We start from the raw sequence: 15,824 nt of genomic DNA, 5'->3' as shown, positions 1-15,824 counted from the left end.
CATTTGGCGCCGTGTCTGCCGGCGGCAGTGTTTCAAGGACTGACGGTCGACACTTCCCGGGCAGACCGTCTACACAAGCTAACCGATTGGGCAAACGATTGGGCGTCGCGTGTCGAACTATCCGCTTTCCTACAAACTGTCATGGCTGCCGCGCTTCCTGAAACCGTCTCTCGGCGGCGATGTCAGGGATCTCGCACCGAGGGCGGCGACGACGATCATCGATCCGCCGCCGGGGCGGAAGGTGCGGCTGGCCTTTGTAGGCGATATTTCGGCGGTGGCCAACCGTAGTGCGCCGGAGTGCGATCCGGAAATCGCAAAGCTCTTGGGCTCAGCCGATCTGGTGATCGGCAATTGCGAAAGTCCGGTCGTCGAGCGGCCGAGCGTGGCGTTTGGCACGCGGCTTGGCACTCACCATGCGATGAGCGAGCGGTTTCTTGCCGCGGCGCTTGCTGCCGTAGGCATCGCGCGTGAAAAGCTCGTGCTGTCGCTGGCCAACAACCATGTGCTCGACCAGGGCGTCGCCGGTTTCGACGAGACCGTTGCGGCGTTGAAGCGGCTTGGAATCCGCACCATCGGCACCGCGAAAAAAGGATCGGTCGAGCAGGTCAAGGCCGGGCCGCTGACGATCGGCTTTGCCGCCTTCACACTGTGGCGCAATGGTGACGCCGGGCCATTCACCGAGCTTGTCTCGATGCAAGGCGATCCGGCGGCATGGCCGAGAGGCGCGGCCGACAAGAACATCGATCTCACCTGTGCGGTGCCGCACTGGGACTGGGAGTTCCGGCATTTTCCGCAGCCGCAAACGCAAACGCTGGCGAGGTTGCTGGCCGGTCACGGCGTGGGGCTGATTGCCGGGCACCACGCCCATGTCGTGCAGCCGGTGCAATGGGTCGGCAAGACGCTCGTGGCTTACGGGCTTGGCGACTTCCTCGGCACGGCGCTGGCGCGGCAGCCCTGGCCCGGCCGCATCGCCGGCATTTTCGTCGTCGATGTCAGCGCAGATCTCGGCATGCGCGGTGCGATCGCCGGGTACCGGATGCATCCCTTCATGCGGCTGCGCGCAGGCGGGCATGAGCGGCTGGTTCCGGTCGAGGCGCTGACTGGCCGGATGAAGGGCAAGGTCCAGGCCAGGCTGAAGGCGATCTTTGGCGACTGACAACTTTCCCGTTATCATAGGTATAATAGGACTTTGCGAGGGGGCGATGGAAGCAGCTGAGTTCATGCCTGATGAAGCGGTGGTCGCCGGCATCAGGAAGAATATCGAGATCTATGAGGCTGGACGGGCTTCGGCCTGCCGCCAGGTGCGCTGGCGGGTGCCGGTGTTTCTGGGGCTGCTGCTGGTTTTTGTCGTGCTGGTGGCCTGGCTGTTCAACAAGGTCGCCGACTTGAACGAGCAATGGTTCTCGACGCCGCATGTGTTCCTCTATGTCGGCGGTTTCTTCGCGGCGCTGCTGCTGTACTTCCTGGCGATCAGGCCGGCGACGCGGCTGCAGCAATCGTTCCGTGACACGCTGCTGCCGATCATCTTCGGCTTCATCAGGGATGTGCGCTATCAGCACAGCGTGACGCCGAATTCCTTCGACCGGCTGCCGCGCGCCGTGGTCGGCGCCTTCAACCGGCAGAGCTTCGACGACATCGTGTCAGGCCGCTACGAGGATTTTCCGTTCGAGCTCTACGAGGCGGAGTTGCGCCAAGGTTCGGGCAAAGGCTCGTCGACGGTCTTCAAGGGCGTCATCGTTGCGTTCGAGACGATCGCGCCGTTCCCCGGCATATTGGTCGCGACGCGCCGCAGCAACGCGGTGGTCGGTTTCTTCCGCGGCATCTTCGCCGGCAAGATGCAGGAACTGTCCAGCGGCGATCCGCTGCTCGACGGCGACTACGAATTTCGCACCGACAATGTCGCCGCCGCGCAGCCGCTGGTGAGCGGCCGGTTGGCGCAGGCGCTGAAATGGCTGCACGAGACATGGCGCGATGATCCGGCGCGGGTGGCACTTAATGGCAGCGATGGTTTCCTGCTCTTGCCGCAGCCGAAGAATTTCTTCGAACTGCCCGCCATTTCCGTGCCACTCGATTACACCAAGCACATCGCCCCGATGATCGCCGATATGGGCGCGATCCTGGCGACCGCGGCGCTGGTGCGCAAGATCGGCGCGACGGATGGCGAGGCGGCCGCAAGCTAGGCAGTTCCCGATTGCAACAAGCCGCCATTCATCCGGGTGCGGCTCTCGCGACAAGGCGGACAATATCGCCGAGCCTGCGCTGCTCCTCGGCGGATCTGGAGCGGCTGACCGCGAGGTTGACGACTACCAGTTCGGCTGCCGGCAAGACGCCGATCATCTGACCGAAACCGCCATGGGCGAAATAGCGAACCCTGGGCAAATCCGCATTGCGAAGAACGGTGGCTTCGGACTGGGCTTCGCCATCACGGCCGGTCGTCCACCACATGTAACCATAGCCGCTTCCGTCTGGAGTGATCGAATAAGCCTTTGTGCTGTCTTCGATCCACGCCCGCGGCACGATCTCCGTGCCGCGCCAGCTGCCTTTGCGCAGGTACAGAAGGCCGAATCGGGCAAGATCGCGCGCGGTCATGCGAAAATGATAGGCGGGGTGCTCCGATTCGGGGCCGCGCAAATACGCGCCGTCGTCAGGGTGAAAATCCTGCATGCCGAGCGGGACGGCGATGTCGGCATGGAAGCCGTCAAAAACGGAGCGGCCGGTTGCCCTCTCATAGATGGTGCCAAGGGCGTTGAAGTCCCAATTGTTGTAATACCAGTGGCTGTCCCTGGGGTGGCTGCCGCGGACGGGCCGGTTGGCTTTCATCTGTTCGGATTCGGCGAGCGCCGGGTGGTAAATCCCGGACCGAGCCTTGATGAGATCGCCGACTGTTGCCTGCTTTTCGGCTTCGCTCAACGACGGCGCGACATCATCGATGCCGAGCTCGCCCAGCGTGTTGTCCAGACGAATGCGTCCGCGCTTGACCTCGATGCCGATTAGAGCGCTCAGCAGGCTTTTGCGGACCGAGCGGATGACGACTTTTTTCGAGGCCGAACCGCTGGATGCGACGACAGATCCGCGATGGATGGCCACAGACGCTATCGAACCAAATTGCCGTGCCGCTGCTTTCGCCTCGGCGAGGAGATCGACGTTCCATCCGGCATCGGCCGCCGATACGACGTTCCATTTTTCGCCGGGATATTCAGCCCCTTTCATGTCGCCGCGCCTCAGCAGTCGAAGCCGTAGTTCTGGCGATAATATTCGACATCTTCTTGCGCCATCGTCTTGAACATCACGCAGACGGTGAAGCTGCCGACCTGGCGACCGTTTCTGGTGTAGCCCCAGTCGGAAATATCGTCCCGGTTAAATTCGAGTTCCTGGCCGGCCACGACATTGTGCACCGCTTGCGGCTCATTGGCCAATGTTCCTGCAAAGCCGGTCGCGGTCTTGTGGAAGGGGATGATCCAGAAATGTTCCGAGGCGTCTCCGTCCCTGACCTCGACCTTCAATTTGTAGCTGGTTGTCCCGGCTGGCGGCGCATCCGACAAGGACAGGAATTCATCGAGGCTGGCGCGCGCCTGCGCAATGGCCGCCGCCATTTCCGGATCGTCCCTGGCGACGCCTACAACCTTGTCGCCGCCCTGGCCGGAATCCTGCGCACCGGCTGGAATCGGCGCCAAGGCCAGCACCAGGGACAGCACGGTTCGAACTGCATGCTTCATGAAATGGCGCTCCTGCGTGTCGATGCCTGACACCATCATGCATCTATCTGGAGTTTTCAACGGCAGTGCGACAGCGTGGTATGGTCCGAACGGCAGGCCGCTCACAACCCGCTCGGCACCAGCCCTGCCAGCCAGTTCGCGGACCGCTTGGCAATGCCGACCGTTGCCGACGCGACGCGGCCGAGATCTGTCTTGACCACGGCGTAGCCGTTCCTGGTGCGGTAGAGCACGCCTGTTCCGCCATCGACCACTTGCTCGTAGGCGACGGGCCGTACCGCTGCTGCCTCCATGGCCGTCGTCGGGGAGCCGACGGGAACGCTCGGCCGATGGCTCAGTTCCGGCGGCAACGGGGTTTGGACATTCCGGCTGGCCGGCTTCAGTTCCGGGCGGGATGCGGCCGCCGCCAGTTGCGAAGAAGACGCCGACCCCTTGCTGCGGCAGATGCCGGAGACCAGCGGATAGTCGAAGTTCTTCTGGTGCAGCATCTGGCTTTTCATCGCCGCTTCGCAGTCGGCGATAGTCGCCCACTTCGCCGGCGTCTCGCCGATATATTCGCAAAGCTTGGCGTCGCAGTCGCAGCCGACAATGGTCATGGCGACAAGGGCGGTCTTGATCACGGTCTTGTCCTTCGGATTGCCCCCCGGCAGCCAGTCCTTCCATCGCGCGCGAACAAGGCGGGATTTTGGCCGCGATCACGCGATGAGCCGGGGGATGCGTTTTTCGGGTACGGCTCACTATAGGTGGATTTCGAGGCACCCGGTAGCAGATAGGGCGGGAGCGTGATGCATTTGCAGGAAGAAGCCTGAATAAATCTTGTCGGCTATGGCCGCGACAACTGTTTCTTGGCCCGGTTTTCTACTACGATACTCACGGGGCGATACAACAATATAGGAGGGGTTTGTCATGGGAAGAATTGTCCGGTCCGCTGAGCCTGTGCCGAAAAGGGATTCAACGCTCGAGGGCATTCCAGGCGATGCTCCGCTCGGCGTCGACGATGACAAGCAAGAAGATCAAGGATCGAAAGGCGGCGACGGCTATCTCGACCGGGTTGCGAAGTACGTGCCTGCCGAAGTCGTGGCATTTTTCATCTTCGTCAACTCCATCCTGGTCAATGCCACTGAGCAGCCGGTTGCCAAGGCGTTGACCGATGCGGTGGCGGAAGAGACCAAAGGCAATCCGGGGGACATTCCGGGTAAGGTGCAGGCAGCCATCTATAAGATTGAAATGGCCGGTATCAGCGTCTGGACCATTTCATGGATCATGTTGATCGTCGCGCTGGCGATGACGCCGGTGTATCTGAAATCGGTCAGCGATTCAGCCGACAATGCGGAGGCTCCGGGAGCCAACATCGTCATGTCGATGCTCGCCTTCCCATTCTGGGCCTATGCCGTCAACGCGCTGGCCCTCAGGCCATGGCATGACGGTGCGCTGGCCAGCATCATGCTCGCCACCTTCACGCTCATCAGCGGCGCCATACGGCCGGAATATATAAACGCTGGCCTCAATTTGATCCCGGGCATCGGCCCGAAGAAGTAGCTTGGCCCGCCGGGCAGGCCGCGGTGCGGGCGCGGCTTCAGTTGTAGACGCGCTCCAGCCTCGCGCCTGCTTCGAACAGCGCCGGCAGCACGATGTGCAGCTTGCGCACGGCGACGATCAGCCCGGTGCGACGGGTGGCGGATCGATCGGAACGGTTGGCTGAACAGCGCCCGGGCGCCTTCGGGCGGAGCGAAGTCTGCCGCCGAAAGCACGGTGAGCATGATCGCGTCATTGCCACCGATCTCGACGAAGGACACGCCTCTGTCGATCAGGCGCGGGATCATGTCGGTGAATTGCTGATCGCGCCTGGTGATGAAGATGGTTCCGTCAGCGCCGAAATCTCGTTCCAGCAAAGTATCGGCTTCTTACGCGTCGCTTCGCCGACCGGACCTTGGCCCAAAAGACAGTCGGCGCCGGGATTTCTCCCAGCGCCTCCCTGTCAGATCAGGACACGGTCGCGGCAGCAACTTCCGCAAAGTCGTCGCGCCATGCCGGCCTTGATTTTGACGGTCCTGCCAGTCACCGCCCGAGGGCAGTGCCCGTTCCAGACCTCGCCGTTCTCCACCCTTGCGAGCTTCGTTCGGCGCGCCATCGAAGGTTTTCGCCGTCCTTCATGGCAGCATCGGTCCGCCGTTGGCGTTCGCACGCTTTCCGCGGCCCCGTAGGTCTCGGCATCCGTCCCTCCAACAGGCAAGCCTGCTCTCGCTTCGGGCCGTACGGGCCTCAGGAAATCCGCCTTTTCGCTTTGCCTTTCGGCGTGGCGATCGGTAGCCGCCTGAGATGGTTAAACTTACGCCGGGTAAGGGTTTTGGGGAATAGGCGTGAGCCTGTGGATAACGGGATTATCGGGGATCGTTTGCCACAAAGCTCGGAATTTCGACTCCAGCTGCATTAGACAGCCCGCCCGCTTTTTGGCGCCTGATCGGCTGTGCCCCTTGCTCCGCCGGCTGGCGCGGGCTTCAATGCAGGCAAAGCATCGAGCCTATCGGCTCGGTGCGGGGAGGGTGCGCATTGAAAGTCGGGGTGGTGCTCAATCCGATTGCCGGCGGCGGCCGGCTGAAACGGCATTGGCCGGAGGTCGCCGCATCGCTGAAAAAGCATTTCGGCGAATTCGAGCTGCGCGAGACGCAGGCCGAGGGCGACGCCGAAAGGCTGGCACTCGACCTCGCGGCAAGCGGCTTCGAGCTGGTGATCGCGGCCGGCGGCGACGGCACCGCCAGCGAGGTGGCCGACGGATTGCTGCAGGCTTTCGATGAGAGCGGCCGGACAACCGAACTTGGCTTGCTGCCTTGCGGCACCGGCATCGATTTCGCGCGCGGACTTGGCCTGCCGAAAGAGGTGGATGCGGCGTTGAAGCGGATCGCCGAAGCCAAGGCGCGCAAGGTCGATGCCGGGCGCATCTGCTACATCGACGACCATGGCGCGCTGGCCAGCCGGCACTTCATCAATATCGCCAGCCTCGGCCTGTCCGGCGCCACGGACCGTGCGGTCAATGCCGACAAGCGCAAGGGCAGGATGTCGGCCAAGGCGCTGTTTTTCTGGCGCACCGTGGTCGAGTTCATCCGCTACCGCTTCCAGGACGTCAGGATCACCGTCGACGATGGCACCCCGGTCGAGGCGCGCATGGCGCTGGTGGCGGTCGCCAACGGAAAGTTCTTCGGCGGCGGCATGATGATCGCCCCGGACGCCGAACTCGCCGACGGCCAGTTCGACATCGTCATCCTGCGCGCGGCCGGCAAGCTGAAGCTGATCTGGGATATTCGGCTGCTCTATGGCGGCCGGCACCGCAACCATCCCGCCATCACCATATTGCGTGGCCGGAAAGTGGTGGTCGAACCTATCGGCGATGTCGAGAAGAACGGCGCGCTGGTCGACATAGATGGCGAGTCGCCGGGGCGTATACCCGCGACGTTTGAGATCCTGCCCGGAGCGCTGACGCTGAGATATTGAATCAAGGCGTTGAGGGATTGATTCAGGTGGTTTGAGCGGCGATTCCGGCGAACCGGCCAAGGGCTTGAAATCGCAGGACATATTTACCCGGCTTAGCTTTCCAGCTTGGCTGGGAAACCGGGCGCGCGCAGATCCATGTCGACGGCATCCTCGAGCAGTTTGACGATCTGGGTCGACCAGGCGCCGCCGCCATATTCCTGTTTGCCCATCAGGAAAATCTCACTCACAAGCGGCGCCAGTTGGAGTGGCAGTCTGAACTCCCTGCCCATCGCAAGCGCAAAGCCGAGGTCCTTCAGTGCCAGGTCCATGGTGAAGCCAATGTCGTAGGAGCCGTTGAGGATGAGCTGGCTTTCGGTCTCATGGACGAAGCTGTTGCCGGAGGAGGCGACGATGGCGTGGTAGGATTGCGCGAGGTCGAGGCCGCCTTGCTTGGCCAACATCAGCGCCTCGCCGGCGGCGACGAGATGGATGAAGGCCAGCATGTTGGTGATCACCTTGATCACCGCCGCCGAGCCGACCGGACCCATCAGGAACGACTTTGCGCACATCGCTTCGATGGCCGGACGATGGCGCTCGTAAAGCGCAGCATCGCCGCCGACAAGCGCGGTGATCTTTCCGACCGCGGCCAGATGCACGCCGCCGGTGACCGGGCACTCAAGCGTTTCGACGCCCTTGGCCGAGGCGAGGGCGGCGAGGCGCAGAATCTCGTCGCGGCCATTCGTCGACATCTCGATCCATGTGCCGCCCTTGGGCAATCCTTCCAGCAGTCCACCGGGACCAGCCAGCACCGCTTCGCTGACCTTGGGCGAGGGCAGGCAAGTAATGGCATTGCCGGCCTGTGCCGCCGCTTCGGCCGGGCTGGTCGCGGCCGTGGCGCCGAGCGCCACGAGGCGCTCGACGGCGGCGGGGTCGCGGTCGAAGACGATGACGACAAAACCGTTGCGCAACAGGCTGGCGGCAAGGTTGCCGCCGAGATGGCCAAGGCCGATGAAGGCGTAGCGTTCGCTCACGGCATCAGCGGCGTTTGCATCATCTGCAAATGCAGGTCCTTGCCGGTGTAGGGATGCGCGTCGCAGACCGCTTCGTCCAGCTCGACGCCGAGGCCCGGCCCCTTCGATGGAATGACATTGCCGTCCTGCCACTCGATCTTCTTCTTCAAGAGCGTCGCGTGGAAGCCGTCCCACTGCTTCAGCGATTCCAGGATGAGGAAATTGGGCAGCGTCACCGCCAGCTGGATGTTGGCGGCGCCAACGATCGGCCCGCAATAGCAGTGCGGCGCGATCTGGATGTGGTAGGCCTCGGCCATGGCGGCGATCTTCTTGGTTTCGAGAATGCCGCCTGAGCGGCCAAGGTCCGGTTGCAGGATGGTGGCGGCGCGGTTCTCGATCACGCGAGCGAATTCGAACTTCGTGGTCAACCGCTCGCCGGTGGCGATCGGGATCGAGGTGCCGCGGGCGACCTGCGCCATCACTTCGGGCATGTCCGGCGGGACCGGCTCTTCGAACCACAAGGGATCGTAGGGCTCGATGGCTCGTGCCATGCGCAGCGCACCCGACGCGGTGAACTGGCCATGCGTGCCGAACAGAATATCGGCGCGGGTGCCGACGGCTTCGCGGATCGCCTTGACCATGCGGGTGGAGACATCGATGTCGATCAGGCGCGGCTGGTGGCCGTCGAAGGCGGTGTAGGGGCCTGCCGGGTCGAGCTTGACGGCGTTGAACCCCTGCTCGACATATTCGAGCGCGCAGGCGGCCGCCAATTCGGGGTCATTGTAGACGTTCCGGCCGTCCGGCGCGTCCTCCGAATGGACGCTGCCGGTGTGCGGATAGAGATAGGTGTAGGAGCGCAGCGTCTCGTGCACCTGGCCGCCGAGCAGTTTGTAGACCGGCTTGTCGGCTTCCTTGCCGACAATGTCCCAGCAGGCCATTTCCAGCGCCGAGAAACAGCCCATGCCGGTAACGTCGGGGCGCTGGGTAAATCCTGAGGAATAGGCGCGGCGGAAGAAGGTCTCGATGTCATGCGGATCGTGGCCGATCAGGTAACGCTCGGCCATGTCCTCGACCAGCTTCGCTGTTATGTGAGCCGAGAAGGTGGCGTTGTAGGCCTCGCCGTAACCGACGACGCCGCCATCGGTGGTCAGCTTGACGAAGATGAAATACTTGCCGCCGATGCCGGGCGGCGGGTTGCCGACTACCCAGGTGTTGACGTCGGTGATCTTCATTTTTGGTCCTCCAGAACCAGTTCGGCGCCCTTCCATCCGGTCATGACCGAGGCGGCGTTGGTGTTGCCGGTGATGTTGGCGGGAAAGATCGAGGCGTCTATGACGCGCAGACCTTCGAGCCCGTGCACTTTCAGGCGCGGGTCGACGACGGCGGCCCCGGCGTCCGGCCCCATGCGGCAGGTCGAGACCGGGTGATAGACGGTGCCCGAGCGCTTCCTGAAATCCTGGATCAGGTCGGCATCCGATTGGATCGATGGGCCCGGCAAAACCTCCTCAGCGATGATCTCGGCCATGGCGGGCATCGAGGCTATCTTGCGCACGAATTTCACCGCCGCCAGCATCTCGTCGACATCGGCGTTGGTGGAATAGGCGTTGGCGACGATCCTGGGATAGTCCAGCGGATTGCTGGAGCGGATCATGATCTCGCCGCGGCTGGACGGGCGGCAGTTGGAGAGGCCGATGGAAAAGCCCGGCCACGGATCTGGCGTCAGGATCGGCCGCTCGCCGCTCTTCGGAATGACGGTCGAGAAAGCCTGGAAATAAAGCTGCATGTTGGGGCGCGAAAACGCCGGGTCGGTTCGGAAGAAGCCGCCGCCATGGTTCATCGACAGCGACAGCGGGCCGGAGCGGGTGAGGATGTACTGCATGCCGACCAGCAGCTTGCCCCACCAGGGCCGCAGGATTTGGTTGAGCGTCGGCACGTTTCCCTTGAAGGTATAGTTGATGCCGACATGGTCCTGCAGATGCGCGCCGACATTTTCGTTGGCGTGGACGACCGGGATGCCAAGCCCCTTGAGCAGTGACGAGGGGCCGACGCCGGACAGTTGCAAGAGCTGCGGCGAGTTGATCGAGCCGGCGGACAGGATGACTTCGCGGCCGGCCCGCGCCGTCTTGGTCTCGCCGTTCTGCAGATATTCGATGCCGACGGCTCGCTTGCCCTCGAACAGGATCCTGCTCGCCAGCGCATTCGTCTCGACGCGGACGTTTTTGCGCTTCATCGCGGGGCGCAGGAAGGCGCGCGCGGCCGACATGCGGCGGCCATTCCTGGTCGAGATCTGGTAGACGCCGACGCCTTCCTGGGCGGCGCCGTTGAAGTCAGGGTTGAGCGGCAGCCCAGCCTGCTGGCCGGCTGCGAGGTAGCGCCTGGTCAGCGGATGGACGGCGTTCGTCGTGTCGGTGATATGCAGCGGCCCGCCGGTGCCGCGCCATCTGTCGGCGCCGGCCTCATTGTCCTCAAGCGCCTTGAAGCCCGGCAACAGATCGTCATAGCCCCAACCGGGATTTCCGGCATCGCGCCAGTCGTCAAAGTCCTCGCGCGCGCCACGGATCCAGACCATGGCGTTGATCGAGCTGGAGCCGCCAAGCAGCTTGCCGCGCGGCCAATGGTCGACATTGCCGGCAAGGCCGGGGTCCGGCTCGGGCTTGTAGTTCCAGTTGACCGCCGGATCGAAGAAGGTCTTGCCGTAGCCGAGCGGCATCTGGACATAAAAGCGGCGGTCGCTGCCGCCGGCCTCCAGCACCAGCACGGAGAAGCGGCCCGAAATCGACAGCCTGTCGGCCAGAACCGAGCCGGCCGAGCCGGAGCCGACGATAATGAAGTCATAAGTCTGCATGATTGGTGTTGGCGGCTCCGCAAAACTGAGCGCAGCCTATCCGCGACGGCTTGGCCGCGCCCCTGCGGCTTCCGGCATGGCTTGTGAAAAAAGCGACCGTGAGACGCCTGGTCGGAAAAGCCACCATGGAACCGACATTGCGCCGGGAGCCTCGCCCGTCGCGTTGACCTCTTGGGTCCATGACGCTACGGGATCAAGGGCTATCGCTTCAGGGGAATCTCGGATGGTGCATTACGCGGACGGACGGCCGATCGGTGATCTGACCTTGCGTACGCTCGCCATGCCGGCCGATGCAAATGCGGCCGGCGACATCTTTGGTGGTTGGGTGATGGCGCAGATGGATCTTGCCTGCGGCATCCGTGCGGCCGAGCGGGCCAAGGGCCGCGTGGTGACGGCGGCTGTCAAGGAAATGTCCTTCGCCAAAGCGATGAAGATCGGCGACACGCTGTGCATCTACACCCATGTGGAGCGCGTCGGCCGCACCTCCATGACGCTCAAGGTCGAGGCCTGGGCGCAACGCTACCTCTCCGACCTGATGGAGAAGGTCACCCACGCCGATTTCGTCATGGTGGCGCTGGATAGCGACGGCAAGCCGAAGCCGATTCCAACCGAAAGTTGACATCGTCGATTCTGCCAAGCTTGCGCTTATGTAACATCCCCCGCGCGGGCGATGCGCTGCGCGACATCCAATGGTTGCCTTCACATCCGATTCTGCGGGCGGCGGAGGGAAGACAATGCGTCAACACATGCTGAACGGCTGGCTCGTGGCGGCCCTCGTCGCGGTGATCTGCCTGCTTGGCACGACCGCTTATACCGAGATCAGGAAAGAGCTTCCAAGCGTTGCCTGCACGCACGACCGGACCGTTGGCAACGAGCGGACTGCCCAGCGGTCTGCAAGGGTAGAGACGTGCGGCGCAGTGTGTTGCAGCAACCCTGCGTCAAAGGCCTGAGGGCCCGTCAGCGGAAGACCTCGTCAGCCTCAAAATGATCATGCGCCGGCGAACGAAACGCTGCAGCTATGTCGCGATGGCGCGACCAACGATGCCAGGGCGGATCCAGTTAAACCCGGGTACGCGTCGTCGACGGCAAAATCCGTAAACTATTGCTGGGCAACGGTTTTCAGGCGTGCACGCCATCGAATCTTTCACGCGCCGCCTGGACCCGCGAGGTGTTCTTCCGCGCCCATTCGCCGAGCGCGCCGACCGGCACCAGCAGCTCATGGCCGAGCTCCGTCAGCTCATAGTCGACGCGTGGCGGGATGGTCGGGAACACGGTTCGGGTGACGAAGCCGTCGCGCTCAAGACCGCGCAAGGTGGTGGTCAGCATCTTCTGCGAAATGCCGCCGACAGCGGCGCGCAACTCATTGAAACGCAGCGGTCCGCCGCCCAGCTTGCCGACGACCAGAACGGTCCATTTGTCGCCGACGCGCTGCAGGATTTCCGAGACGGCGCGGCAGTCTTCGGTGTTGTGCGGGTGCCTCAGTAACATAACGGTGCCTCCTTGCGCTGCCATTTGTCAGTATCTCATATAGCGCCGGTATCCAAACGATACCAGCTTTTGCATATATGGAGAGCCCCATGTCCAAGCCCAAAATCGCCATCGTCGTCGGTTCGACACGCGCCGCGCGTTTCGCCGATGTGCCCGCCCAGTGGATCGCCAAGATCGCGAAATCTCATGCCGACATCGACGTCGAGACCGTCGACCTGCGCGACTGGCCGCTGCCCTTCTTCGACGAGGTCGCCTCGTCCGCCTGGGCGCCGTCGCAGAACGAAGTTGCCCAGCGCTGGCAAAAGAAGGTCGCCGAATTCGACGGCTTCATTTTCACCGCCGCCGAATACAATCATGGCCCGACGGCCGTGCTGAAGAACGCCATCGATTACGCCGCCAATGAATGGAACAAGAAGCCGGCCGGTTTCGTCGGCTATGGCAGCGTCGGCGGCTCGCGCGCTGTCGAACATTTGCGTCTTGCCGCGGTCGAATTGCAGATGGCGCCGGTCAAATCCGCCGTTCACATTGCCTGGAGCGATTTCCTGGCGGTGCGCCAGGGCGAGAAGAAGCTCGAGGAGATCGAGCATCTGAACCAGGCTGCCACGGCGCTGGTCAACGACGTTGCCTGGTGGGCCCGCGTGCTCAAGGCAGCGCGTCAGGCCGACGCGATTGCCGGCGAAGCCCAGGCGGCCTGAGCCTTATCCTCCCAAGGACCGATGATTTTTCCAAAGGGCGGCGTTTGCGCCGCCCTTTTTCATTCACGTGAAGAGGCGCTCTCGGCTCCCTTGGCCGGATGGTGGAGTCGGACCGGCAAGGTCGCGCTGATGCCTTGACGATCCCGCGCGAAGGATCGCCGCCTGTCACAGCCAACCGCCGGAAAACCCGGCCCGGCGCAGTCCTGTGGTGATGGCCGGCACGCGGCGCATCAATCGCCACAGGAAGTCGGACCGGTAGTTCTCGATCATCAGGGCGATCGGCCCCTGGTTGATGCCGACATGGTCCGGCGATACCCAACCGCAGGCGCGGCCGTCGTCGGCAGCGATCGTCGGGTTGAAGCTCGCGGTGAAGCCGTAAGGGTTGCCGTCGCGCAGGTCCATCTCGTGGAAATGGCGCAGCGCCGGCAGCACGATTTCCGGCGCAAAAGGCAAGGAGGCGATTGCCGCCCATGGCGACAGCGTGCCGTCATCGGCGCCAAACGGTGCGCCGCGGGCGAGATAACCGAAGAAGCGGCGTCCATCGGCTCGCCGCGCGATCGGACCTGGGCCGTCGCTGGCGGTGACGCCCCAGCAATTCTCGCCATAGCCCGCGAACCCCCTCGGATTGCGGATTGCGTAATCGCGCTGCAGATACGTCGCCTGGCGGCTGTTTTCGAAATAGTCCCGGTCGTGATCGCGCATGAAGGCATCGCGGATGTCGCGAAAATCGATCCAGATATGCGAGAACTGGTGGATGAAAAGCGGGCCGGCATAGACCATCTCGCGGCCGTAGATGGTCTTCCATTTGTAAGTGGACAGCCAGGCCGCGTAGCTCTCGGGAGTTAGCGAGTGGGTCGGCGAACCGAGACCCAGGACGTACAGGATCAGCGCCTCGTCAAATCCTTCCCAGCGGTAGCGGAGAAAGCCTTTTCCAGGCCGCCAGCCATGGGTGACGGTGGCGCCGCCGTTCTGCGCCCAGCGCCAGTCGGCACGGCGGTAGAGCGCATCGGCAAGCTGGCGGATTTCCAGTTCGAGCTCATCGTCCTCGTCGAAATAAGCGCCGGCGGCCAGAACACCGGCAAGCAAAAGGGCGGTATCGATCGTGGACAGTTCGCAATTCCAGACGCGGCGGCCGGTCTTCATGTCGAGGAAATGATAGTAGAAACCTTTGTAGCCGGTGGCATCGGGCTCCGGCCCGTGCCGGGCGTTCCAGAAGAAGCGAAGCGTGGCGAGCGTCCGCTCGATTGCGGCATCGCGCGTCATGAAACCGCGCTCGACACCGACGGGATAGGACGACAAAGCGAGCCCGACGGCGGCTATGCTGGCAGGCGACGCCTGCGTGTTGCGGTCGGCGACCAGGCCGTTGGCAGGGTTGGCCTCGTTGAGAAAATACTCGAAGGACAGGCGCTGGATATCTTGGAGAAGCTCGTCGTTTAGCGCGTGTTCGTTCGATGCATCCATGACAATCGATATAGAGGCTTTGGCTGCTTTTGCCATTCGCCCAGCGGATCAATCATGGGTGAGGGCAGGCTGGGGCCGATAGCGAAAGGCGCTGCCGACGCACCGAATTCAAATCGAGGGGCTGCGAAGATCGGTTGGACCGCCATATGCACGGCCCTGCCATCTGGCCTGGCCGTCCTCCCCTGATATATCCGGCTGCGATCCATCACATGAGCATGCCCCGTGAAGTCACCCAGCCTGTCAGGCGTCGTTTCCCCCATGACCCCGGTGCTGGTCTGTGCACTTGCGATCTTCCTTCTGTCCGCCATGGATGCGGCGATGAAAATCCTGGTCATCGCCGTCGGTGTCTACAACACGGTGCTGTGGCGAAGCATGCTTGCGAGCGTGGTCGCGGGCACGGCCTGGGCGGCGGGGCCGCGTTCCCTTCCCACGCCTTCCGTGCTGCGGCTACACGCGCTGCGCGCCGTGATCGTGGGCATCGTTCTGCTGTCGTTCTTCTGGGGCCTTGCCAGATTGCCGCTAGCGGATGGGATCGGGCTTAGTTTCGTCGCGCCGCTGTTCGCTCTCCTGCTGGCGGCGCTGCTTTTGGGCGAACGCATACAGCGCCAGGCGATCTGGGCGTCGCTGGCGGGCATCGCCGGCGTCGTCATCATCATGGCCGGACAGTTCGGGCAAGGGAATTATACCGGGGATGCCCTGCTTGGCACGGTGGCGGTGCTCGCATCGACGGTGTTCTACGCCTACAATCTGATCCTCTCGCGGCGGCAGGCGCTGGTGGCCAAGCCAGTCGAGATCATGCTGTTCCAGAACCTGTGCGTTGCCGCCGTCCTTCTCCCCGCCGCTCCCTGGCTCGCGGTTGCCCTGCCGGGCAATCTCTGGCTTCCGCTGGCCGGGGTGACGGCGCTGTCGCTCTCCGGCCAGTTCCTGATGAGCTGGTCCTACGCGCGGGCCGAAGCGCAATATCTGATCCCGACGGAGTATTCTGCCTTCATCTGGGCGATCGTGTTTGGCTGGCTGTTCTTCGACGAGGCGGCGACCTGGACCACGCTGGCTGGAGCGGCCCTGATCGTGGCCAGTTGCCTGATCGCCTCGCGCTCCAATCCGAAGCTTGCCGAACCGATCGAAGCCGCGGTCTGAGCGCGCT

General features: G+C 63.3%; 16 protein-coding genes. 8 read left to right on the top strand and 8 right to left on the bottom strand.

From position 1 onward, the window contains the following. The first annotated feature begins 109 nt into the window (after positions 1 to 109). Entirely contained in the window at positions 110 to 1,156 is a 1,047-nt protein-coding gene (locus tag NKJ88_RS00255; protein ID WP_031199227.1) for a CapA family protein, read from the top strand. 46 nt (positions 1,157 to 1,202) lie between these two features. Further along, positions 1,203 to 2,180 (top strand): DUF3137 domain-containing protein, encoded by a 978-nt coding sequence (locus NKJ88_RS00250; RefSeq protein ID WP_023741083.1) that lies wholly within the window; start codon positions 1,203 to 1,205, stop codon positions 2,178 to 2,180. A 28-nt stretch (positions 2,181 to 2,208) separates the two neighbouring features. Here the strand turns inward: NKJ88_RS00250 and NKJ88_RS00245 are convergent, their stop codons facing one another. The 3 genes from NKJ88_RS00245 to NKJ88_RS00235 all read right to left on the bottom strand — a co-directional run bounded on the left by NKJ88_RS00245 (position 2,209) and on the right by NKJ88_RS00235 (position 4,333). Next, positions 2,209 to 3,210, bottom strand: coding sequence for a serine hydrolase domain-containing protein (locus NKJ88_RS00245; RefSeq protein WP_023823422.1), 1,002 nt, complete (start codon positions 3,208 to 3,210; stop codon positions 2,209 to 2,211). 11 nt (positions 3,211 to 3,221) lie between these two features. After that, the gene (locus NKJ88_RS00240; RefSeq protein ID WP_023823423.1) at positions 3,222 to 3,716 is read right to left on the bottom strand and encodes a YegJ family protein; all 495 of its coding nucleotides are present in this window, start codon (positions 3,714 to 3,716) and stop codon (positions 3,222 to 3,224) included. A gap of 101 nt (positions 3,717 to 3,817) precedes the next feature. Then, on the bottom strand, positions 3,818 to 4,333 hold the full coding sequence (locus NKJ88_RS00235; protein ID WP_023672002.1) for a hypothetical protein: 516 nt from the start codon (positions 4,331 to 4,333) through the stop codon (positions 3,818 to 3,820). A gap of 286 nt (positions 4,334 to 4,619) precedes the next feature. On the opposite strand from NKJ88_RS00235, the gene NKJ88_RS00230 reads away from it, so the two are divergent. From NKJ88_RS00230 to NKJ88_RS00220, 3 genes are all read left to right on the top strand, one after another. Continuing rightward, positions 4,620 to 5,252, top strand: coding sequence for a hypothetical protein (locus NKJ88_RS00230; protein WP_155923215.1), 633 nt, complete (start codon positions 4,620 to 4,622; stop codon positions 5,250 to 5,252). 101 nt (positions 5,253 to 5,353) lie between these two features. Further along, a complete protein-coding gene (locus tag NKJ88_RS00225) occupies positions 5,354 to 5,917 on the top strand; it encodes a hypothetical protein (protein ID WP_352443341.1) in 564 nt (187 codons plus the stop codon). 346 nt (positions 5,918 to 6,263) lie between these two features. Further along, a complete protein-coding gene (locus NKJ88_RS00220; protein ID WP_023728217.1) occupies positions 6,264 to 7,202 on the top strand; it encodes a diacylglycerol/lipid kinase family protein in 939 nt (312 codons plus the stop codon). A gap of 92 nt (positions 7,203 to 7,294) precedes the next feature. Here NKJ88_RS00220 and NKJ88_RS00215 read toward each other — a convergent pair whose 3' ends face one another. From NKJ88_RS00215 to NKJ88_RS00205, 3 genes are read right to left on the bottom strand one after another with little or no spacing between them, the layout of a single operon-like run. Beyond that, a complete protein-coding gene (locus NKJ88_RS00215; RefSeq protein WP_023823425.1) occupies positions 7,295 to 8,212 on the bottom strand; it encodes an NAD(P)-dependent oxidoreductase in 918 nt (305 codons plus the stop codon). Then, complete coding sequence (locus NKJ88_RS00210) at positions 8,209 to 9,423, bottom strand: mandelate racemase/muconate lactonizing enzyme family protein (protein WP_352443340.1); 1,215 nt, start codon at positions 9,421 to 9,423, stop codon at positions 8,209 to 8,211. Before NKJ88_RS00210 ends, NKJ88_RS00215 begins: the two co-directional genes overlap by 4 nt. Then, complete coding sequence (locus NKJ88_RS00205; RefSeq protein WP_352443339.1) at positions 9,420 to 11,036, bottom strand: GMC family oxidoreductase; 1,617 nt, start codon at positions 11,034 to 11,036, stop codon at positions 9,420 to 9,422. The genes NKJ88_RS00210 and NKJ88_RS00205 overlap by 4 nt, the downstream gene beginning before the upstream one ends. Before the next feature lie 223 nt (positions 11,037 to 11,259). On the opposite strand from NKJ88_RS00205, the gene NKJ88_RS00200 reads away from it, so the two are divergent. Beyond that, complete coding sequence (locus NKJ88_RS00200; RefSeq protein ID WP_023671995.1) at positions 11,260 to 11,655, top strand: acyl-CoA thioesterase; 396 nt, start codon at positions 11,260 to 11,262, stop codon at positions 11,653 to 11,655. 500 nt (positions 11,656 to 12,155) lie between these two features. Here NKJ88_RS00200 and NKJ88_RS00195 read toward each other — a convergent pair whose 3' ends face one another. Beyond that, the gene (locus tag NKJ88_RS00195; protein ID WP_023683744.1) at positions 12,156 to 12,524 is read right to left on the bottom strand and encodes a winged helix-turn-helix transcriptional regulator; all 369 of its coding nucleotides are present in this window, start codon (positions 12,522 to 12,524) and stop codon (positions 12,156 to 12,158) included. Between the two features lie 89 nt (positions 12,525 to 12,613). Here NKJ88_RS00195 and NKJ88_RS00190 point away from each other — a divergent pair, with 89 nt between their 5' ends. Beyond that, complete coding sequence (locus NKJ88_RS00190) at positions 12,614 to 13,219, top strand: NADPH-dependent FMN reductase (protein ID WP_023671992.1); 606 nt, start codon at positions 12,614 to 12,616, stop codon at positions 13,217 to 13,219. A 165-nt stretch (positions 13,220 to 13,384) separates the two neighbouring features. Here the strand turns inward: NKJ88_RS00190 and NKJ88_RS00185 are convergent, their stop codons facing one another. Then, positions 13,385 to 14,680 (bottom strand): glucoamylase family protein, encoded by a 1,296-nt coding sequence (locus NKJ88_RS00185; RefSeq protein ID WP_352443338.1) that lies wholly within the window; start codon positions 14,678 to 14,680, stop codon positions 13,385 to 13,387. Between the two features lie 258 nt (positions 14,681 to 14,938). On the opposite strand from NKJ88_RS00185, the gene NKJ88_RS00180 reads away from it, so the two are divergent. After that, complete coding sequence (locus NKJ88_RS00180) at positions 14,939 to 15,817, top strand: DMT family transporter (RefSeq protein WP_023701605.1); 879 nt, start codon at positions 14,939 to 14,941, stop codon at positions 15,815 to 15,817. The last annotated feature ends 7 nt before the right edge of the window (positions 15,818 to 15,824 follow it).

Source organism: Mesorhizobium sp. M0016 (assembly GCF_040324035.1).
Lineage (GTDB): Bacteria > Pseudomonadota > Alphaproteobacteria > Rhizobiales > Rhizobiaceae > Mesorhizobium.
The sequence above is the reverse complement of the archived record's forward strand: the minus strand, read 5'-3'. Positions and strand labels throughout refer to the sequence as shown.